Raw genomic sequence first — 20,861 nt, forward strand, 5'->3', positions numbered from 1 at the left:
TATTCGTCAGTTTTTCATTTTTACCAGGCGGTTCATATCCAGTATGGTTATCTGGCTGCCTTTTTTTTCTATAGAGCCTTCTTCCTTAAAGTCGGTTAACGTACGACTAACCGTTTCAGTAGCCATGCCCGCCATGGCGGCCAGCTCATCGCGCGATACTTTGAATTGCGCCGGGTCAGCCGATTGTTTGCTCAGGCGGATAAGCACCTGCGCCAAACGCTTGCGTACCGAATTATAGGCCAGCTCAATTAACTGCTCCTCCTTTTCGCGCACGTTGTTGGCCAGTATGCGGATGAATTGCTGCCCCACATCCGGGTATTTGTTAAGCAGGTTGATGGTCATATCCCGAGGCAACAAGCACACGGCCGAATCTTCTACCGCCTCGGCGGTATCGGTATAGCTTTCGTCAAGCAACAGGGCATGTATACCCAGGTAATCTTCAGCCCGGTACATTCCGGTTAGCAGTTCGCGACCGTCCTCGGCCATTTTTATGGTTTTTACGCTGCCCTCCAGCACCAGGTATAGGCCTTGGGGAGTATCACCATCATAATAAAGGATCTGCTTCTTTTTGATTTGCCGCACTTTACGCCCGGCTATCATCTCCCTTAATTCAGCCAGGCCCTGCCCGTTACCACTGGCCAGTTTCTCCAGCTTATCTATCGATTGATTGTAGTATTCTTCCTGCCGCTGTTTCTTTTTCAGGCGCGATTCAATGGCGTTCAATAGTTCAATATCGTCAAAGGGCTTGGTGAGGTAATCATCGGCACCCATCTCCATACCTTTTCTAAAGTCTATCCGCTCGGCTTTGGCTGTCAGAAAAATAAAGGGCGTGCCCGCGGTCTCCGCGTTTTTGCCCAGCATGTACAGTACGCCGTAGCCATCCAGTTCGGGCATCATAATATCGCATAATATCAGGTCAGGCCTATGCTGAAAAGCCAGGTCGACACCAGCTTTGCCGTTATTAGCCTGTAAAATCTTGTAGCCGCTCAGCTCTAAAATCTCGGCGGTACTTTCCCTGATGTCGTTGTTATCCTCAATTATTAATATGGTTGTCATGCTTGTGCAGGAAATGAGAGTGTAAAAGATGTACCCTGATTTATTTTGCTTTCAAAGGCTATTTTCCCGTTCATTAACGCGGCGTAGCGGGCTACAATGTTAAGCCCCAGGCCGGTGCCCGGTATATTGCCGGTATTATGCGCCCTGAAAAACGCCTCGAACAAATGCTTCTGGTCGCTTTCAGGAATGCCTATTCCATTGTCTTTTATAACAATGATGAGCTGACTATCAGTGAGCTCGGTATTAAATTCGATAAAAGTATGTTCGCCGCTGTATTTTATAGCGTTGCTGATGAGGTTGATGATGCAGTTGCGCAGCAAACCCTGGTCAAGACTTACCAAGCTGGTGGTACCGGTATGCTGATAAACGATGTTTTGTGCCTCCTTGGCTATCATCTGCATTTCCTCGGTTATCTCCTCGGCGAAGTTCACCACATCAAAGGGGGTAAATACAGGTTCTACCTTGCCGGCCTCCAAACGCTCTAACGAGAGGAAATCATTCAGGATGCTGGTAAGGTTGCCAATGGAACCCTTTATTTTATTGATGTGCTTGGTGATGTTTGGATTTTGAAACTGCGAGGCATATTTCTCGATCAGCACGGCCGAAAGCTGAATAGCGCTCAGCGGCGTACGGAATTCATGCGAGGCCATGGACACGAAGCGGCTTTTTAGCTGGCCGAGTTCCTTTTCTTTTTCCAGCGAAAGGCTTACCTCTTCTTTAGCAATTTGCAGGGCATCAACCGTTTTTTTGAGAGATAAGGTGCGTTCTTCAACCTGCTGCTCCAGATTAGCGGCATATTCGCGCAGGCGGTCTTCGGCTTCTTTTTCGCGGCTCAGATCATGTATAAAGCCGGTATATATTTTACGGCCTGAATACTGCACCTCGCTTACCCCGAGCCTGAACGGGAATACCGAACCATCCTTACGTAAGCCCTTAACCTCGCGGCCAATACCGATGATATGCGCCTGCCCGGTATGTTGGTAACGGTGGATGTAGCTATCGTGCTGTTCCCTGTCGGGCGGGGGCATCAGCATGGCAATATTGTGCCCGATCACTTCCTCCGGCTCATACTGAAACAGCTTACAAGCCGACGGATTAATGGATTCAACCCGGCCGCGATCATCAATGGTAATGATGCCGTCAATAGCGTTCTGAATAATTGCGTTTAACAATGCGGCGTTGTCCATGCGGTTAAAATATGATATTGCGCACAAATATCATAATAAGCAAGGTTATCCTGAAATGATAACATACAGCCCAAAAAGTGACCGGGATCATTTTTTAAGGCTGCGTATCACAGTTCTTAGATCACCGCATGTATCAGTTGATATGATGTCGGGTTGTGGCCGGTATATTGTTTAAAAAAACGGCTGAAATGCGAGGGGGTATCAAACCCTAATTTATCAGCCACCTGTTTTATGGATAAATTTGCCGATACCAGCCAATGCCGCGCCTCGTTAAACAAGCGCTGATGAATGTGGTGCAGCGGGCTGAGACCGGTTTCGTTTTTTACTACCTCGCTCAGGTACTTGGCGCTTACGGCTAACTCGTCGGCATATTCCTGCACGGTGCGTTTGGCTAAAAAATGTTCATCGGCCAGTTGCAGAAATTGCTGGGTTAACTGCATAGCGCGATTGTTAGCGTGGCTCACTACTGTTGGCTCGGTACATACCCGGTAACCTTGCAGCATCAGTTCAATAAAGGTGAGGTACGCCATCTGCTCATGAAAGATGCGTGTGCCGTAAAGTTCCTTTTCCAGCTTGTCAAAAAGTTCACGCATTATTCTTGCCCGGTCTGCTGATAGCTCGCAATAAGGGGTAACCCTTTCCCCGGGCGTAATTATTTCAAGTATGCCGGCTTGTTTGATCAGGCTGCTGCCCAGTAGTTTTTTATTGAACGACAGTATGGTGATCTGCAAGCCGTCAGAACTGTTTTGGTAATCCGGTTTTTGCCCGGGTGGGAGCAAAAGCAAGCTGCCTGCGGTAAAGTTATGTATCAGGTTGCCTGCAATAATTTCGATATAACCCTGCTTGCCCAAAAGCAGGTGATAATGTGTATCGTGGTAATGGTGTTGTGCGTTTTCATTGGTATGATGATGTATGGTCATCAACTCATCCAGGTGGCCTTTTACATTAACAGCCTGATTGCTGCCGGGGGTTATAATAGCCTGGGCAGATTCAGGTAACCGGGTATCAACAAAGTGATCTGTAAGGTAGCTTTGTTTCATATATCTTATTTAGCTCAGCAAAAGAAGGAGTAATACGCATATAAGTGGTAAGCGTATTCTCATAATAAGGTAAGCCAAATGTCATACAACGCAAAAAAACCCGCCTTGTGGGGCAGGTCTTTTAAACTATATTAAGCACTATTGTAAAATTATAACCCGAAGCTGTAAGCTAAGCGTAAGGCAATCAGGTTGTTGCTTTTACCGTTGTCGGTAAATTTGGAGTTGCCTTCAAAACGTACACCGGCATCAATGTAGTTGTTTCCACCTACATTAAACAGGTAACCTACCTGCGGCGCGTAAACAAACGCTGCTGATTTGGTTGCGCCTACATCGCTTTTGTTGGTCAGGAAAGCGGCACCGGCTTCACCTTGTACATAAAAGTTTTGTACCGGGAAGTACTTTAAACCGGCTTTAGCTGGTATCAGTTGCAGATCCTCACCGCTTACGCCATTAATTTCTTTAGCGAAGTAGTTTTGGTAACCGCCGTTAACGGTAACATATAACTGGTCTTTCATTATCGGGAATTCAGCCTGAACTGATCCGCCTACGCTCCAGTCGTAGCTGTCTTTAAAGCTGCCTACCGGCAAGCCAAAGTCAGGCCCTACGCTTAAACGGATACCTGAACCTGTGGTGGTTGTTTTGCCGCCATCTTGTGCGTTGGCGTTAATTGAGAATAAAGATACTATTGCAAGTGTCAGTGCACTTAGTTTGATTAAAGTTTTCATCTTGATATTATGCTATTAGTTGCTGCTCCAAAAATTGAGGCAGGTTGTTTTTTGACAGGGTTCCGGAGCCGGCTTCGCGTCGCCTTGTCTTGTAACTCTATGCTTGTTTATTTGCTACATAGATTTAACACAACAAAAGTAGAATGAAAGCAGAGGGTGGGCAATTCCTAAAATTCGGTTATGCTAACCAATTTTTCCGGTAAGTGTCAGCAATTGGCAAGTAATAGTAAATAAAAGGCACCTGATTGAAAAAATCTATGCTTAAGCCTCTGTGAAAATGATTTTGGATGAAATAAAATAGCCACCTGTACCGGTAAGTACAGGTGGCCATAAATAATGCCGGGCTTTTAAATAACTATGTTTTAGTAAGCCGATTCATCAGCGCCTATATCAACCCGGTTATTTACTTTACGGGCACCGCCGTCAATATCAAATTCGCCCGTTTGCACTACATAGGTAGGCAAGCCTGCGTTTACTGATGCCGATGTGCTGCTTAAATGCAGGTTGGGTGTTGGTAAGGTGCCTGATACATAACCCGGATCGCCATACGTTGAATTGGCATCCAACCCGGTGCCTGTTTTAAACGCGGCAAAGGTGGTATAAGTAGTGCTGTTAATGCCGCCCCAATCAAACGTTACGTTTGCTGCTGAAGCCGATGATGAATAGTATTTGTTATAGTTAAAACTAAGCCCGGTGGAGGTATATCCTAATGACGCGATCACCACAATATTACTCCGTGAGTGGATGATGTTACTTACAAACGATACATTGGCCATGTTCTGCATGTGTATCTCGCCGCCCCAGCCGCCTTTTGAATAATTTTTGTAGAGCGTGTTATTGCTTACGGTGGAGTTGATCACCTTGCCGTTTGATTGGTTAGAGCCGATAAGCAAACCTGCTTCAATATTATTATAAACAAAGTTGCTGCGTATGTTTATGCCTTCGGCATTGTTGTTATTGTTTTCGCAGCCAACGCTTATGCCGGCATAATTTTCATAGCTGGTGTTGCCCTCAATGTTTATCCATTTACCGCCATCAACATAAATACCACCCGATGTGGCCACTGGCGATACGCAGCGGTAAACCGTGTTATATTTTACATTGCCGTTGCGTGCAAAGTTTACGTTGGCCGGGGCACCCGTCCAGGCGTAATGGCCGGTCATGTCAATACCTATATTTTTAATGTCATGCACAATGTTGCGCTCTATCAAAAAGTTTTCTACGTTGCCGCCCAGGGTTAAGCCCTCGCTGTAACCGGTATTGCAATTGTATATCTCGTTGCCGCCAATGTAAATCTCGTTATAGGAGTTTGCCGTGGTGCCGAATAATACCAGCGGGTTGGCATTGTCGGCACTTGTAGGTATAGCTGATGAGTTGGTTGTCCAGCCGATATTATAGATTTTGCAATTGGTAATATGCACGTCAGTACCCGAGCCGGAAACATAAATACCCGAGGCAAAGCTGCGTGTGTTATTAGCAATCCTGATGTTGTCTATTTTGATATGGCTTTTGCTGGCTACGCCTATCATGGCGTTTTGTGCATCGTTGGTAGCATTTACACCATCCAGTATCACTATGCCACCGTTGTAATTGGTCAGTGTTATCTTTTCGGCGGTTGATGCGCCCGAGTTTGGCCAGTAAAGCCGCTCCTTATAAGTACCTGCCGCCACATAAATGTTGCTGCCTGTGCCGTTGGTGGTTTTGTATAAGGCTGCCTGTATGGTTTTTAATGCTGCTGATGCGGTTAGCCCGGTGTTGGCATCATTGCCTGATGCCCCGTTAACATAGTAATTAGTTACCGCGAAAGTAGTTTTCTTTGGGCCGGTTTTTGACTCGGTTAGTGCAGGGTTTTCGCTGTTTTTTTTACATCCTCCCAGAGCGATGAGTAAAACAATAAGTAATCGTAAGTTTCTCATAAGTGCTTATTTGGTTAATTGGTGAATATTTATTCCTGACTATTTGCTCACTAATTCAAACACCGGCAGCCTGTTCAACGGTACTTCCTGCTCAATTTTTACGGGGCCTTTTATAACTTTTCCTTTATCATCGCGCCATTTGCCTTTAGGTATGTAGATCGTTTTTTTAAGTTCTTTGGCTAATGCCGGGGCGATCATTAATTTACTGCCCAGCATAAACTGGCCTTTTACTTCGGCATAGCCCTGATTTGGAAACTCATACTCCATACTGCGTACAATGGGCTGCCCGGTTGTGGCCGATTGTTTGGCTAATTGCATTATATATGGTGTATGCTTTGTGCGGATAGTTACCGCTTGCTTTACCAGCGCCAGGTTGGGTTTGCTTAATACCCGCCACGGCGCCACCGAAAACTGCATCATTGGCATCAGCGCCGAGCATTGTGCCGAGCGTACTACCAATTCTTCATCCAGCTTATCACGGCCGATGAACGAGCCGTATTCGCCGCCGCCTATCATGTCAGGGCAGGTAAAGTTGTAACCCAGCAAACCGGCCACGGTAATGTGGGGTATCAGTTTTTGCAGGTCAACCCAGGTATGCTGCTTATCGCGCAGGCGCTGCACCAGTGGTTCGCCGGCCATTTTCCACATGGCGCGGTATTCGTTCAGCGGGTAGTTTAGCCCAATTTCGCCCCACAAACGGCTATGGTCGTTAGGCGTGGCTTTTTTAAAGGAGATAGCATCGGCCGGATAAAAATCGGCATCACCAGCGTCAAACTTAAAACCGTCCAAATGGTAGGTGTTCACCATGTGGTCTAAGCGGCTTTTGAACCATTCTTTGGCCTGCGGATTAGTAAAATCAAGTACGGCACTGTAGCCATTCCACCAACTGATAATAGCCGGGTTAACGGCCTTATCCCAATCGTTCTTTTCTTTTTGGTCCGCACTGTATAAAAGGAGCTTTTTACTTAATAACTCTCTGAATACTTCCGTATCCGGTGACACAAACGGACTGATCCATAACATCACCTTAAAGCCCATTTTGTGTAGGCTATCAACCATCGCCGTAGCATTGCTGAAACGGTCTTTTCTAAAATCAAATCGTCCGTAATAATCGGCCCAGTTATCATCTATCATCAGCACACCGGTAGGGAAACCATTGGCAACAATATCGCGGGCATATTTTAATATATCGGTTTGGTTTTGATTGTATACCAGTTCTATCCAAGTATTATATTGCGGTCGGCTGAACAAAAGCGTATCGGGCAATTTGCCCTTAGCTGCGAAATGCTTTTTACTTGCGTTGATAAAAGCCTCCTTCAGGTTATGCCCTGCGGAGTCGATCTCAACTGCTTGGCTGTTGCCTGAAATCAGTAATTGATTGCCGGTTACGGTGAACTTAAAAGGCTCATCGCTCCAGATATAACGCCCCTTGGTTGATAGCAGCAGCGGGCTCGCCTGGTTGGTGCCGGTATTAGCGAACAGGTCAAAGGTATATCCATCCTTAAAAGGCATGGTATGCGCCTCGTTAACTACTCCGCCATACCAATGCTCATTTGCTTTTATATTAATGGTAGTTTTTTGGGCTGATGCGGCCATGGTGCCTGATATCAGGATGGCGAATGCAGCCGGAACTAACTGGTTCATTTTGAAAAATTTATAAGAGCAGGTAAGCGGTTTGTTTTTAATCATGCTGATGCGGTTAGAGAAACGGTAAGGCCTAATTGTTTGTAATACAATAAAGTTGGACTAAATCACTTGTTAAAAAAAGGGAGCGGACTTATCAAAAGCAAAAAAGGTGCAGTGCAAACGTTTGCATAGGCTACGCAAACGTTTGTTCTATTTCAATAAAAACGGATAAAATCGCTCCGTCACAAAAATTATATACAATAAAGCTTTGGCATGTCAGTACAGATTATAACTTTGGTTAATCGTTTAAGCAAGCTGATGTTTGCTTAATAACCAATACAAACTATATCCATGATCAAAAAAATTAAGCGTTGCCTGTCAACGTTAACTTTACTTTCGGCTTGTTATATGCCAGTGCTGGCCCAGCAAAATTCAGGTGAAGGAAACCTGAAATATGTTGACCCGCGGGTTGGTAACGTTGGTGCCCTGCTCGAGCCGACCAGGCCTACAGTGCAGTTGCCCAACCAAATGATGCGCATGTTCCCGATACGTAAGGATTACCTGGACGATCAGATCAACAGTTTTCCGCTGCTCATCGTATCGCACCGTATGGGCGAAGCATTCAGCATCAAACCAACTACCGAGGCGGTTACCGGCAAGGCTTTTAATGAGCGCATGACGTACGATCATGATCTGGAGGTAATCCGCCCCTGGTATTATAAAACGTATTTGATAGATCAGGATATTACCGTTGAATATGTGCCCGGCATAAAAACAGGCATCTATAAATTTGAATTCCCGGCAAAAGGAGAGAAGAACCTCCTGCTTGCAACCTATAATGGCGATGCCTCCTCATGGAACATCAATGGAAACGAGGTTGCCGGTGTCGAAACTTATCATGATGATATAAAGATTTATACCTATGGCACATTCAGCCAAAAAGGTACTCCGGGCATCCTGAATAATGGTACGCCTGCGGCCGGCACATCTGTTAACGGCAAAAACATTAAAGCCTTTATCAGTTTTACTAATGCTGCAAGTAACACCGTAGAATTGAAATATGCCGTTTCATTTGTAAGCGCGGAGCAGGCAAAGTTAAACTTTGAGGCGGAGTTTAAGGGAGATCGGGGATTTGACCAATTGAAGCAATCCGGTGAGCAGGCCTGGAGCAAGGTAATTAACCAGATAGATGTTAAAGGCGGTACCGAAGCGCAAAAGCGTAGTTTTTACTCGGCCTTATACCGCTGCTATGAACGCCCGGTAAACATCTCCGAAGGCAATAAATATTATAGCGGTTATGATAAAAAGATACATGAAAGCAAACGTACCTTTTATGTAGATGACTGGACCTGGGACACCTACCTGGCGCATCACCCCCTGCGTACCATACTTAATCCGGTGCAGGAAGAGGATATCCTGAACTCCTACGTAAACATGTACCAGCAAAGCGGGTGGGTGCCTACCTTCCCGGTGTTGTTTGGCGACCATGCCTGCATGAACGGATTTCACTCAACCGTTACCTTTTTGGATGCCTACAACAAGGGCTTGCGTAATTACGATACCAAAGTGGCATACGAGGGTATGCGCAAAAATGCTACCCAGGCTACCATGATGCCTTGGATGAACGGCCCGAAGGGTCCGTTTCTGGAAGATTTTTACTATGCAAACGGCTACATCCCGGCCCTGCACCCAGGCGAAAAGGAAACCGTACCCGGCGTGCATGATTTTGAAAAACGCCAGGCTGTGGCCGTAACACTTGGCGCCGCTTATGACGATTGGGCACTGGCACAATACGCCAAAAACATAGGCAAAACTGCGGACTATAACCTGTTCATTAAACGTGCCGACAACTACAAAAAGCTGTGGAGCGAAAAGGATATGCTGTTTATGCCCAAGGATGATAAGGGCAAGTTTATAAACATCGACCCTAAGTTTGATGGCGGTATGGGCGGCCGCGATTACTACGACGAAAACAACGGCTGGACCTACCAATGGCAGGTACAACACGATGTACCCGGATTAGTGGGCTTAATGGGCGGCAAGCAAAAGTTTGAAGCCCGTTTAGATCAGCTCTTCCGCGAAGGCTTAGGCCGAAGCAAATATGAATTACAAGCCAAATTTCCGGATTTTACCGGTATAGTTGGCCAGTTTTCAATGGGTAACGAGCCAAGCTTCCATATCCCGTACTTGTATAATTTTACCGATGCACCCTGGAAGACACAAAAACGCATCCGCTTTTTGTTAGATGTTTGGTACAAGGATAACATCTTCGGTATACCGGGTGACGAAGACGGCGGCGGTATGACGGCTTTTGTGGTATTCTCGTCAATGGGTTTTTACCCGGTAACTCCCGGCAAGCCGGTATATACTATTGGCAGTCCGCTGTTTGAGAATGTTACGGTTGATTTACCAAATGGTAAAAAATTCAAGCTGGTTGCCAACAAGGCATCAGTCGAAAATAAATATATACAGAGCGCTAAACTTAACGGAAAGGTGCTCAACACACCGTGGTTCAGCCATACTGATCTGGTAAATGGTGGTACTCTCGAGCTGGAAATGGGGCCTAAGCCCAACAAACAATGGGGTGTAGAATAATCACTATTCTGCCTGCATATACTAACAAAGCCGCTTATTGAGCGGCTTTGTTAGTATATGCAGGTGTATACATCTGATAAAATATATTTACCAGGCTACCGCTACGAGAGATTAGAAAAATTACTTTCGTTTCTTTAAATGCCGTTAACAAAGGGTTGAAAAACTTAAAACAGCTAACTAAGAAGTTCAAGTCACATAGTGGAGTTATCTTAAATAAGAGAGATAAAGAACTTTTTAATAATGCTATTTCACAAACAAAGGAAGTAAGTTAAAGCTGTAACATTCTTCATTGGCAATAGTGCCTTTTCCGGAATTTGGCTAAGTAATGCCCCGATTTCACTACGCCGGGGGGGCGGGATCTGATGATCTTTGACTTATCAAAATTAAAACAATAAAAAAATGAAACAGTCACAAACACCTATCATCAGTTTTAGTCCCGTTGTATTACCTGTTGCCGGCCGTCACGTCGACCTTGAAATGAAAGTAACCGCCCCTGCAAGCGGAAACAACCTGCCGGTTATACTTCTATCGCATGGACATGGCCCCTCTAACTTTCTCTCTTCGTACAAAGGGTATAGCCCCATGGTAGATTTTTTTGCTGCAGCAGGGTATGTTGTTATCCAACCTACTCATCAAAATTCCAAAGCACTCGCGCTTCCCGCATCCCTTCCGGAAGCACCCTTGTTTTGGAGTTCGCGGCCAGCGGATATGACGTATATCCTTGATCATATAGACGAAATAATTGCCACTGTACCCGGATTAACCGGAAGGGTTGATAAAACAAACATTGCTGCCATCGGCCACTCTATGGGCGGGCAGACCGTAGCCATGCTGGCCGGCATGGAGGTAACTGACCCCGCGACAGGTAAAATAGTAAATGCCGCAGAGCCAAGATTAAAAGCCCTGGTGCTTATCGGCGCTTCAGGCGGACCAGAAGGTTTTAACGGAGCCGCCAGGCAGCACTATCCGGTGTTGGCGAACGGCAATTTCGGCACCATGACCTTGCCGGCACTTGTTGTGAATGGGGACAAAGACATCAACCTCATGTTCTCTGATGTGGACAATTGGCGTGCGGATGCTTATTACCAAAGCCCGGGCCCGAAAGACCTGCTGACCGTGTTCGGTGCCGAACACATTTTTGGTGGCATATCAGGATACGATGCCCGCGAGACAAGTGATGAAAACCCCGGGCGTGTTGCCTTTGTATGTGAAAGCATTCTTGCCTATATTCGAAGTACATTCGATCCGAATGATGCAAGTTGGGATGAAGCTAAGATAAGCCTTAACAGTGTAGAGGGTGCATTAGGCAGCATTGAAAGTAAATCATAAAAAAGACAATATGAAGGACGAAATGTCTAACCATCGGTTCAATTCATTATCAAGGTTGCATAAGGCGCTGGACATACCGGCACCTATGCACCCATTGGTGAGTTTAATCAATAACGCTGCCGGTACCATTCCGCTGGAAAAATTGCCCAGCCCTCATATTTTGAATTTTTACAAGATCTCTTATAAGATGAACTTCCAGGGAAAATTCAAATATGGACAGCATTATTACGATTTCGACGAGGGGGGAATGTTCTTTGTTTCGCCGAACCAGATCACCGGAGCCCATGAGCCGATCAGTGACCAATCCGGCTATACGTTACTTTTTCACCCTGATTTTTTATTGGGTTACGAACTCGCCAGGAAGATCAAAGACTATGGATTTTTTTCCTATTCTGCCCATGAAGCGCTGCACTTATCAGAAAAAGAAAAAGCCACGATAATAACTGTTTTTGAAAATATTGAAGAGGAGTTAAAAGACAGGATTGATAATTTTAGCCAGGACGTTGTAATTTCCCAGATAGAATTGCTGCTGAATTATGCCAACCGGTTCTACAGCCGGCAATTCATCACCCGCAAGGCAGTAAGCAGCGATCTGCTTCAAAAGGTAGAAGATATATTGCACGCCTGCTTTCAGTCGCCAAACGCACAAAAGCAGGGGCTTCCAACTGTTCAGTTTCTTTCAGAGCGGTTAAACGTCAGTGCCAGTTATTTAGGCGATATGCTGAGATCCCTCACCGGGCAAAATGCACAACAGCACATTCATAACCACCTGATCGAGAAAGCAAAGGAACAGTTATCAACGCGTGAGGCCTCCATAAGCGAGATAGCCTATCAATTAGGATTCGAGCATCCCCAGTCGTTTAGTAAATTTTTTAAGCTCAAAACCAATATGTCTCCTTTGGATTTCAGGCGTTCTTTCAATTAAAGCATACTAAAATATACTTTCCTCATCAAGGCTACTTCACCTATAAATGGTGCGCAAGCTCAATAAACAGTGGAGCATAATAATCACCAAATTATCAACCAATAACGCCGCGCAATTGAACGGCGTTATTGGTTTATAGATTAGTTTTCTAACAAATTAATATTTAATGGCCGGAAAATCGATCCTGGCTTTTTTCAATTGGGCAGCCCAATCAATACCCTGCTCATCTTTATCACCAAAAGCAGTAAGTGCAAGTTGTTTAAGGTCGGTACCGGCGGCACCGCTCCAAAAGTGAATAAACTCGCCTAAGTTTAAATCGCGGGAATATTCAGGATAATTTTGTTTTCCGTTGTTAAAAGTGCGTTTAGGAAAATACTTGGCCAACAAAGTGAAAAATCCGTTTAATGTTTTTGGATTTGCCATGATTGTTATAAATAGGGTAGAACCAATCATTGTACCAATGCGTACCCTGGCGCGGAAAATCATCCGTAGTTTGCAGTTTTAAGTTATGCCAACGTGTAGCGTCATCATTACGGCCAAGGCCAAGGTAAACATCGTATTGGTATATCTCCATAAACTTACTGTCATGCCATATAGCAAATGCTGGTGAGCCATGCACACTTTTGATGCGCCTTCAACAATGTGCCCTATTTCGTGCGTACTCAGGTCAATGTCATTGTCCTTACCACTTATCCAGGCATTAACATCGTCCGAGCCGCAATCCGTAACGTTATGGTAGTCATGGCTTTCATCCATATATGTTGGCGGGTGCCCGCCGGAGTATTTACCGGCATGATATATGGCATAAAGCCGCGGATCAGGCCCGAATGAGCCATAGGTTTTTTTAGTATAGTTCCAGGCCTCAGCCATATACTTTTTGGGCCATACTATATCGCGGCTAACATCCTTATCATAATAAATCACCACGCTGGTATCATATGATATGCGCTCAAGATTTTGTACATGTTCAAACCAATGTTCTTTCCAGGTGGCAATAGGCACATCGGCCGGTTCAACTTTAACACCACCATTATTGCCTGTTTCGGGATGTGGTAGCAATTATAACAGGTAGCTGGTCGAATGCCTTTGAAATTGACTATGTATTAAACAAGTGGCATTTCTTACACAATAAATACCGATGGTTGCAATCAAATTCTATGTAAAATGTATGATCTTCTGGTTATTTAAGCCATACACTTCCAGATTGCATCGGTCGCAATTTGAAAATAAAATAAAAATTGGTTAAAAAGCTAAAAAATGCCATATTAGCGGCATAATTTAAACTTTATCGAAACCGTGTTTAGTATCATCCTCTTTGATCCCAGTTGACATTTAACTCGTCAACATACAAACCCTTGCCTTATATCAATTAATACAATTCATGAACAATAACCCCAATTACTTTTTTAGAAAAAAAAATCAGTTTTTTTTTAACGTTATTTTATTGATAAGCGTTGTTTTTTTGTTGTCACACTATTTTATAAACAATGAAAAAATAGCTTATGTCGACTCAGCCAAAATATTGAATGACTTTCAAGGATCGGCGGAAGCAAAAAAAGAATTCCAGTCAAAATCAAAAGTTTGGCAATCGAATATCGATACACTAACCAGCGAAATCAAGCAGGCAATGAAGAATTATGAAAAAAGTTTAGCCTCAATGTCAGCGAAGGAGCAGGATTTATACAAACAAGTAATTCAGAACAAGCAACAAAAGCTTGAAGATTATCAAAAAAGTATTCGAGAAAACGCGCGGCAGGAAGATGCTAAATTAACTCAATCGGTTGTGTCAAAAATTAACGCGTTTTTACAAAAGTACGGCAAAAGTCATAACTTCAAGCTGATCCTGATCGCTAACCAATCAGGTACAATTGCCTACGCCCGTGAAGGGTTAGATATCACTGAAGATGTACTTAAAGAACTTAATAGCGAATACTTGCCTGGTAAATGAGTAAGTGGAAACCCCTATTCTGCAAACTGATCTTACTTGGTCTTGTTGCTTCAAGCGTTGCTTGTAAACCGGCTATTAAGACACGTCAAGAATTAGCTACCTATATAAATGATCCTGAGAATGGGTTGTTAAAGTTTCACGACGTTGGAAATATGAAGTCTTCGATAATGTTTAAGCCTCGTCAATTAATGTTGGCATCGCCAGTTAACAAAAAGGAGAAGCGATTACCCGTCGAAAAAAAATTTTATCATTTTGTATTTAGTATTTCCGCAGATAAAAAAGAGGTGCTCCGGCAATTGCCCTTTAGTAAATATAGCGAAATGGTTCAGGTATTTGCATTTCGGATGCCTGAATTCATTCGTGCGATAGCTGATCATGGTAAGCCAATTGACCCCGCAGGTTGTTTTTATCTCCCGACGTACGGAGTTGCAGATGCGAATGAATTATTAATAGTTTTTGACGAACAATCCTTTAAACAGGCCGAAAATGTTCAGATTGTAATTAAAGAATTTGGCCTGGACACAGGAGACTTGACGTTCATTTTTAAGACAAGTGATATAAATAGAATTTCCGATATACACATTAACTAATACCGCCAAAACCTCATGCCATTTACAAGAAGAACAGGTACTCGCTTTAAAAAGAGTATTGCACTTTTTTTGCTCGTTATAATCATAAATCAACTAGCTGCACCATCGGTGGCTTATGCGCTAACCTCGGGACCAACGTCGCCAGAAGCAACAAGTTTTGAGCCAATTGATACAACTGATATGGTCAACCCTTTAACAGGGGACTTTACTTACAATATGCCCTTGCTTGAAGTGCCTGGTCCGGAAGGTGGGTATCCATTGTCGCTTTCTTATCACGCTGGTATACAGCCAAATGAAGAGGCGTCTTGGGTGGGCTTGGGTTGGTCATTAAATCCGGGCGCTATAAATAGAAATGTAAACGGATATGCTGATGATTGGGATCATGTAGCTAATGTAAGCAGATCATATTGGGATGGTGGACAAACTGAAACAATCAAAGTTTCCGTAGGAATTGGTATGGGGCCTGCATCAGTCAACTTTGGTTTAGCCTTTTCACAGGATACTTATAGAGGATTCGGTGTTGGAGCGTCAATTGGAGTCGGTTTCTCATACGGATTTGGAAAATCGCCTTTTGGTCTCAGCGGAGGTTTGTCAATTGGTATTTCAGCTTATGGCGAAAGTTACGCCGGGGCATCGATAGATATAGGTGTTTCGAAAAAGGTCGACGGTAACCTTTTTGCAAGCGCCAATTTAGGTGTATCAACAAATTTTGAAAGTGTAGGTGTAGGGGCGAGCGGTGGAATAAGTTATGATGATAGGAAGAAAGGGCCTGACGGGAAGGTAAGCGGGAGCCGTGTGTCAGTTATGGAACTCTCTATGAGTTCATCAAACAGTAAACCATCACTTACAGTAGGCGGGGGAAGTGTTTCTGTTCACAACGCAAATGAAGGCCGGATACAGACTGAATCGTCCGGTTGGTCATTTGGGATACCGATTGGGCCAGTTAGTGTTGGGATTGGATATAACTATGTTCGGTATTGGTCAGACGAGAAAGCTACTGTAGCCACTAATGGTGTTTTGTACAAAAGAAATTTATTAACCTCAGTTGGCACGATGGATAATGAGGCAGAGGATAATTACTATTTGTTAGATCCATTAAATGGAAATGTTGCAGATATGCCCGATCCCGAGCGCTTGACGGGGGGGACGTTTCCAAGCTACGACGACTATTCTGTTTCTGCTCAAGGGCTTAGCGGCAGTATGCGCCCTTATATGTTTCAGGAGGTGTTATATAGCCAGAATAAGAAATTCGTGCAAAACGCTGACTCGAAAAATATATATCAAAACATCAAGGCAACGAATGCAACAGCAACCACGAAGAAGCAGTTTCGTTTTGTAAATGATTTCTCTAATGCCTACACGCAAAGCTCACTTAATTTCAATACTGAAAGCTTTCAATTCAATACACCGGTTTATGGTAAAAATGATGGGGTGGGCTACAACGCGAGCGAAAACAGGCTGGAAGGATCGAAACATATCGAGTATTTTACCAATGCTCAGATTATGGACAATACAACTGCAGGTGCTAAGGCAAAAGGCTTTATAGATTGTGCCGCAGCGGGATTTGTTAGAGATAATTCAGGAGTATTGGGCAAACAGATCGGCGGTTTCATGATCACCAATGCCAGCGGTGTTACCTATCATTATGCTTTACCAGCATACAGTTATGGTGAAACCGTATTTACCAGACCACGGAATGACGATACACGTTGGAACAGATTAAGTAAGGCGGAAAAATATGCCTATACCTGGTATCTTACGGCAATAACCGGCCCCGATTATGTTGACCGTAATGCTGACGGTAAAGTAAATACAGGCGATTGGGGATATTGGGTCGCTTTCGATTATGGCAAATGGGTTGAAGATTACGGTTGGAGAAACCCATCTGAAGAATACAGTAGAGATATTGATAACGAATTTGAAAGTTATTCTCAGGGAGCGAAGCAAGTCTTCTATCTTGATGCCATAAGGACAAGAACGCATACTGCCATTTTTGTTAAAGAACTACGTGCAGATGGCAAAAGTTACAATGGCAACACTTATAGGCCTTCGCAAGGTCAATTCTGCCCTGAAACCATTGTGGACTCAAGTGATCCTAGAGGTAACACTTATAATTATGGCATATATTACACAACTCCCAAAGCTTCTTTACGGTTAAATACCATATTACTCTATACTAACGAGCAATTAACAACCGATCTTAATACCATAAGGCAGGGCAGTAACAACTACAGTTCTTCAATTGTATTTCAGCATCAGATGTCTACAGGACAAGATTGTACAGAATTACAAAAGCCGCACATGGGTGAAAATGTAATTGACAAATTTGACGTATCTACTGCAATGTTTGCAAAGTGTTTGCGGCGAATTAATTTCAATTACGATTATTCAATGAGTCAAGGCGTACCCAATAGTTACGATCCGGAGGGTACAAGTACTTACGTTTCAAATCCAAGTATTGCACCATTACTTGGCAAGTTAACGTTAACTTCTGTTGATATCCGTGGCAAGGCAGGCGCGGAAGTGCAGCCGCTGACGGAGTTTGAATATGATCTGGACCCCACCGCTTCAGAAAATAAAACCAATATACAGATTGCATCAGTAAACGGTTCTAACGGCGTAATCGTGCGCAATACGTCGAGTAATTTGATCAAACCGGGTGACATACTTACCTTTAAGCAAAGTAATAAGCAGTATTATTGCACATTGCTGGCACCTGGTTCAGCATCTAACTCTTTTGAGGTAAGGTTTTTAAATCAATCGCCCACCCCGGGTTCGCAGCTCTACGAGGCCGTAAAGACCAAAAACCCCCCATATAACAAAGATGCGTATGACATGTGGGGTTGTTATAAATCAGATTTTTCCAATGGAGATAATGAGAATTTAGTTCGCAGCGTTAGCGAGGTGTCAAATCAATCAACGGATGTTTGGTCATTGCGTAAAATAAAGTCTCCTTTGGGTTCTGATATCTGTATCAATTATGAAGGTGACACATACAACAAATCTGTTTTGACCACTAATAATTCGGTGATCATGGATGCGGGAGGTGATGTAAATATGGTTACTAAACAGATCAGTTTCGCTTTGAATTCGCTTACGGAACAACAAGTTATTGATAACTATCAGGTAGGTGATCAACTTCAGTCTATTATGATGTTTAAACAATCTGTTCAAAGCAGTGAAAAAACTTTCGAAAATTTTCCAACCTTCAAGTTAAGTGAAAATGGCACGTCCACTATAGTAGGAATATCAGGTAAGACTTTGACGGTGAGGCTCAATGACTATATTATTAATAAATTAAATGATTTTAGTTATGTTGTAAATAATGATCCCCTCCATCCGGTAAATTCATCAACTAAATCAAGAAAGGTACTTACTGGCAATACCGACTTTCAGGTAAATCATCATCAAGGTGGAGGTGTGCGGGTAAAAGAAATATCATTGACAAAGCTGAGTGGCGAGATCAACAAGACCGTTTACAATTATGGTATTCCTGGCTTTCCGATTAGTGAATCTCACAGTTCTGGTGTTACAGCTTATGAGCCACTAAAATTCCAGGCCGATAACGTAGGAGGATATTCAGAGGATGCTAAAAAGGCATACAGGTCAAGGCTTTACCAAAAAATTAATTATTTATTAGCAATTGCCAGAGAGGTGCCGGCGCCTGGTGTAATGTATGAATATGTTTCAATGCAAACAATCAAGGTTACACCGGACGGGGTTTCAGTGCCGCTCACAGGTAAAACGCTGTACCAGTATGAAGTTTTTAAAGGCAACATGATTGGAATTCGAGATTTAAACTTTACCATTGATCAAGTAAACGGCCCTGTTCAGCCATGGCCGGTTGCTTCGCCTTACCACGACCTTAAGGTGGCACAATCTTCCCGAAAAAATCTGCTGCTGCAGGATATGACATCTCGGATTGGCAACTTAAAGCGCGTAGTCAACTATGATATTCAGGGGAACAAATTGACGGAGTCAATCAACCACTATTTACATGACGATATAAATAATATACGGTTTACAGAACAGGTACCAACTTATCAGTCAAGACTCAATAATGGGTATAACGGCGTCATGTACAATAATCAAGGTGTAGTACAGGAGCGTTTCGCCAATTCACGCTTATTATATAGAAATGGCCAATGGAATCAAGCAAGATACCTTATTACTGCCGAGGAGCAATACGTGATGAATACCAGGGAGGTTTACCCGTCCATACAAACAGGATCCACACAGATCGATTATAAGAATGGTACAAAAATCGAACAGCGGATATTGGGATTTGATTATTTTTCCGGCTCTGTTCTTAAAACTCAAACCTCTGATAGCTATGGTAACCGATTTATCAATGAAGTGACACCGGCCTATCAAAAGTATGCCGGTATGGGACTTAAAACTTCATCTCCGGGTAACAAGCATATGTTGACACAAGAGGCATCAAACTATACCTTTCGTGTTGACACTAATAATAATCCACTGAGTGTAATTGCAGCTAACGCTCAAGTATGGCAAAGCAATTTTTCCTTATTAGATGAAAACGGAGCAACAACCACAGCGGGGCAAGCAAACAACTGGCGGATACGAAGAAATTTTGTGTGGATGGACCAAAGTCCGATAGCTGATTTTACAGGCTACTTCGCTGCTGGTGGAGCAAGTAATCGAAAATGGAAAAGGACTACGGAACTTACACGTTATAACGTTTTTTCTGCTGCACTCGAGTCTTATGACATGAACAACAATTATGCTGCTACGCGAATGGGGTATAATTTAAGCAAGGTATTATTGACCGGAGCTCCGGCTAAATACTACGAAATCGCTTACTCCGGGGCAGAAGATCCGTTAATTGCTAATGGCAATTTTAGCATCAATTTAACCAAGGGTGGAGGAACCATCGTTAATGACAGTAGTCGTACACATACCGGCAAACGCTCGCTTCAGGTTCCATTTGGTAAGAACGGATTCACTTATTCCATATCCCAGGCTGGCCGAAACAGTTCTACCAAAAGCTATCATGTATCAGTTTGGGTAAGATCAACATCCATATTAGAACAAGCGAAGCTTTTCTATCAGATGGGCACAGGCGAAGTGGTTATACCGGCGCAAGCGTACACTAAAAGAGCGGGTCTTTGGTATTTGCTGGAAATGACTGTTCCCGGCAGTGTCTATGCAACCTCTACTGAAAATTTAATTGTCGGCTGTAGGCATACCGGTACGGCCGGAGGACTATATTTCGACGACTTCCGTTTTCAACCAACTACGGCATCTACGACGGCATACGTTTACGATAACCTTACGGGTGAATTGACCCATATACTAAACAACGACAATCTCTATACGCGCTTTGAGTACGATGGAGGAGGCAGGCTGATTCGAAGTTATAAAGAGGTCATTGGGAAAGGAGAGGTGCCGGTAAGTTCTATAAAATATAATTACGGTAAGAAAAGGACACTATTATAGAACTACGCGTCAAAAATGAAATTCAAGATCCTTCTTTAAGGTTGGCGGATGGAAGACGATTTTTTAGTTACAATATAAGAGATATGCTACATAATAAAATTAAGTTTTTCGCATTTCTGGTATTTACGTTATTATTCAGCGTAAATGTACATGGTCAGGCAGATAGTGCTAAGCGCATTCCAATCAAGTATACTAGTCAGTATTTAAATGTTGATATAACGGTAGCAAGAAAAATCAATGAAGTGCAGGCGCAATATAAATCGGCAGCAAAGGCAATCATAGCTAACCCTTTGTTAAGTGCTCATGCTAAAAGGAAATCAATCGATTCTTTGATTGAAGTAAAAAATAGCCGCTTAGAGTCGCTTATTCCGATAGAACAACAGCGTAATAAAATAGTTCCCATGACGGAGCGACGTCGTCGGTTCAGGCGTGCGGACAGCACGATTAGTGGCAGCAATAATTAA

15 protein-coding genes are annotated in these 20,861 nt (G+C 43.5%); 7 read left to right on the forward strand and 8 right to left on the reverse strand.

Annotation, left to right across the window (positions count from 1 at the left end; all coding sequences use genetic code 11):
• Positions 1-6: 6 nt before the first annotated feature.
• From AC3WJC_RS01550 to AC3WJC_RS01575, 6 genes are all read right to left on the reverse strand, one after another.
• On the reverse strand, positions 7-1,056 hold the full coding sequence (locus AC3WJC_RS01550) for a response regulator (RefSeq protein ID WP_492397309.1): 1,050 nt from the start codon (positions 1,054-1,056) through the stop codon (positions 7-9).
• The gene (locus AC3WJC_RS01555; protein ID WP_492397310.1) at positions 1,053-2,243 is read right to left on the reverse strand and encodes a PAS domain-containing sensor histidine kinase; all 1,191 of its coding nucleotides are present in this window, start codon (positions 2,241-2,243) and stop codon (positions 1,053-1,055) included. The genes AC3WJC_RS01550 and AC3WJC_RS01555 overlap by 4 nt, the downstream gene beginning before the upstream one ends.
• A gap of 116 nt (positions 2,244-2,359) precedes the next feature.
• Positions 2,360-3,283, reverse strand: coding sequence for an AraC family transcriptional regulator (locus AC3WJC_RS01560; protein WP_492397311.1), 924 nt, complete (start codon positions 3,281-3,283; stop codon positions 2,360-2,362).
• A gap of 149 nt (positions 3,284-3,432) precedes the next feature.
• Positions 3,433-4,008 (reverse strand): hypothetical protein, encoded by a 576-nt coding sequence (locus AC3WJC_RS01565; RefSeq protein ID WP_492397312.1) that lies wholly within the window; start codon positions 4,006-4,008, stop codon positions 3,433-3,435.
• 362 nt (positions 4,009-4,370) lie between these two features.
• Positions 4,371-5,924, reverse strand: coding sequence for a hypothetical protein (locus AC3WJC_RS01570; protein ID WP_492397313.1), 1,554 nt, complete (start codon positions 5,922-5,924; stop codon positions 4,371-4,373).
• Positions 5,925-5,963: 39 nt separating this feature from the next.
• A complete protein-coding gene (locus AC3WJC_RS01575; RefSeq protein WP_492397314.1) occupies positions 5,964-7,568 on the reverse strand; it encodes a glycoside hydrolase family 31 protein in 1,605 nt (534 codons plus the stop codon).
• A 333-nt stretch (positions 7,569-7,901) separates the two neighbouring features.
• Between AC3WJC_RS01575 and AC3WJC_RS01580 the strand changes: the two genes are divergently transcribed.
• From AC3WJC_RS01580 to AC3WJC_RS01590, 3 genes are all read left to right on the forward strand, one after another.
• Positions 7,902-10,145, forward strand: coding sequence for a GH92 family glycosyl hydrolase (locus AC3WJC_RS01580; RefSeq protein WP_492397315.1), 2,244 nt, complete (start codon positions 7,902-7,904; stop codon positions 10,143-10,145).
• A gap of 399 nt (positions 10,146-10,544) precedes the next feature.
• A complete protein-coding gene (locus tag AC3WJC_RS01585; RefSeq protein WP_492397316.1) occupies positions 10,545-11,474 on the forward strand; it encodes an alpha/beta hydrolase family protein in 930 nt (309 codons plus the stop codon).
• Between the two features lie 10 nt (positions 11,475-11,484).
• On the forward strand, positions 11,485-12,399 hold the full coding sequence (locus AC3WJC_RS01590) for a helix-turn-helix domain-containing protein (RefSeq protein WP_492397317.1): 915 nt from the start codon (positions 11,485-11,487) through the stop codon (positions 12,397-12,399).
• A gap of 156 nt (positions 12,400-12,555) precedes the next feature.
• Here AC3WJC_RS01590 and AC3WJC_RS01595 read toward each other — a convergent pair whose 3' ends face one another.
• Positions 12,556-12,822, reverse strand: coding sequence for a hypothetical protein (locus tag AC3WJC_RS01595; protein WP_492397318.1), 267 nt, complete (start codon positions 12,820-12,822; stop codon positions 12,556-12,558).
• 78 nt (positions 12,823-12,900) lie between these two features.
• On the reverse strand, positions 12,901-13,458 hold the full coding sequence (locus tag AC3WJC_RS01600; RefSeq protein WP_492397319.1) for a hypothetical protein: 558 nt from the start codon (positions 13,456-13,458) through the stop codon (positions 12,901-12,903).
• A 322-nt stretch (positions 13,459-13,780) separates the two neighbouring features.
• On the opposite strand from AC3WJC_RS01600, the gene AC3WJC_RS01605 reads away from it, so the two are divergent.
• From AC3WJC_RS01605 to AC3WJC_RS01620, 4 genes are all read left to right on the forward strand, one after another.
• The gene (locus AC3WJC_RS01605; RefSeq protein WP_492397320.1) at positions 13,781-14,347 is read left to right on the forward strand and encodes an OmpH/Skp family outer membrane protein; all 567 of its coding nucleotides are present in this window, start codon (positions 13,781-13,783) and stop codon (positions 14,345-14,347) included.
• Entirely contained in the window at positions 14,344-14,937 is a 594-nt protein-coding gene (locus tag AC3WJC_RS01610) for a hypothetical protein (RefSeq protein WP_492397321.1), read from the forward strand. The genes AC3WJC_RS01605 and AC3WJC_RS01610 overlap by 4 nt, the downstream gene beginning before the upstream one ends.
• A gap of 15 nt (positions 14,938-14,952) precedes the next feature.
• A complete protein-coding gene (locus AC3WJC_RS01615) occupies positions 14,953-20,397 on the forward strand; it encodes a hypothetical protein (RefSeq protein WP_492397322.1) in 5,445 nt (1,814 codons plus the stop codon).
• Positions 20,398-20,480: 83 nt separating this feature from the next.
• Positions 20,481-20,861, forward strand: coding sequence for a hypothetical protein (locus AC3WJC_RS01620; RefSeq protein ID WP_492397323.1), 381 nt, complete (start codon positions 20,481-20,483; stop codon positions 20,859-20,861).

Source organism: Mucilaginibacter sp. FW306-07-L, from assembly GCF_058782065.1.

What these genes read in the sequence shown, in the direction of transcription:
- AC3WJC_RS01550 (WP_492397309.1), bottom strand. Translation starts at nt 1,056, where the DNA reads ATGACAACCATATTAATAATTGAGGATAACAACGACATCAGGGAAAGT.
- AC3WJC_RS01555 (WP_492397310.1), bottom strand. Translation starts at nt 2,243, where the DNA reads ATGGACAACGCCGCATTGTTAAACGCAATTATTCAGAACGCTATTGAC.
- AC3WJC_RS01560 (WP_492397311.1), bottom strand. Translation starts at nt 3,283, where the DNA reads ATGAAACAAAGCTACCTTACAGATCACTTTGTTGATACCCGGTTACCT.
- AC3WJC_RS01565 (WP_492397312.1), bottom strand. Translation starts at nt 4,008, where the DNA reads ATGAAAACTTTAATCAAACTAAGTGCACTGACACTTGCAATAGTATCT.
- AC3WJC_RS01570 (WP_492397313.1), bottom strand. Translation starts at nt 5,924, where the DNA reads ATGAGAAACTTACGATTACTTATTGTTTTACTCATCGCTCTGGGAGGA.
- AC3WJC_RS01575 (WP_492397314.1), bottom strand. Translation starts at nt 7,568, where the DNA reads ATGAACCAGTTAGTTCCGGCTGCATTCGCCATCCTGATATCAGGCACC.
- AC3WJC_RS01580 (WP_492397315.1), top strand. Translation starts at nt 7,902, where the DNA reads ATGATCAAAAAAATTAAGCGTTGCCTGTCAACGTTAACTTTACTTTCG.
- AC3WJC_RS01585 (WP_492397316.1), top strand. Translation starts at nt 10,545, where the DNA reads ATGAAACAGTCACAAACACCTATCATCAGTTTTAGTCCCGTTGTATTA.
- AC3WJC_RS01590 (WP_492397317.1), top strand. Translation starts at nt 11,485, where the DNA reads ATGAAGGACGAAATGTCTAACCATCGGTTCAATTCATTATCAAGGTTG.
- AC3WJC_RS01595 (WP_492397318.1), bottom strand. Translation starts at nt 12,822, where the DNA reads ATGGCAAATCCAAAAACATTAAACGGATTTTTCACTTTGTTGGCCAAG.
- AC3WJC_RS01605 (WP_492397320.1), top strand. Translation starts at nt 13,781, where the DNA reads ATGAACAATAACCCCAATTACTTTTTTAGAAAAAAAAATCAGTTTTTT.
- AC3WJC_RS01610 (WP_492397321.1), top strand. Translation starts at nt 14,344, where the DNA reads ATGAGTAAGTGGAAACCCCTATTCTGCAAACTGATCTTACTTGGTCTT.
- AC3WJC_RS01615 (WP_492397322.1), top strand. Translation starts at nt 14,953, where the DNA reads ATGCCATTTACAAGAAGAACAGGTACTCGCTTTAAAAAGAGTATTGCA.
- AC3WJC_RS01620 (WP_492397323.1), top strand. Translation starts at nt 20,481, where the DNA reads ATGCTACATAATAAAATTAAGTTTTTCGCATTTCTGGTATTTACGTTA.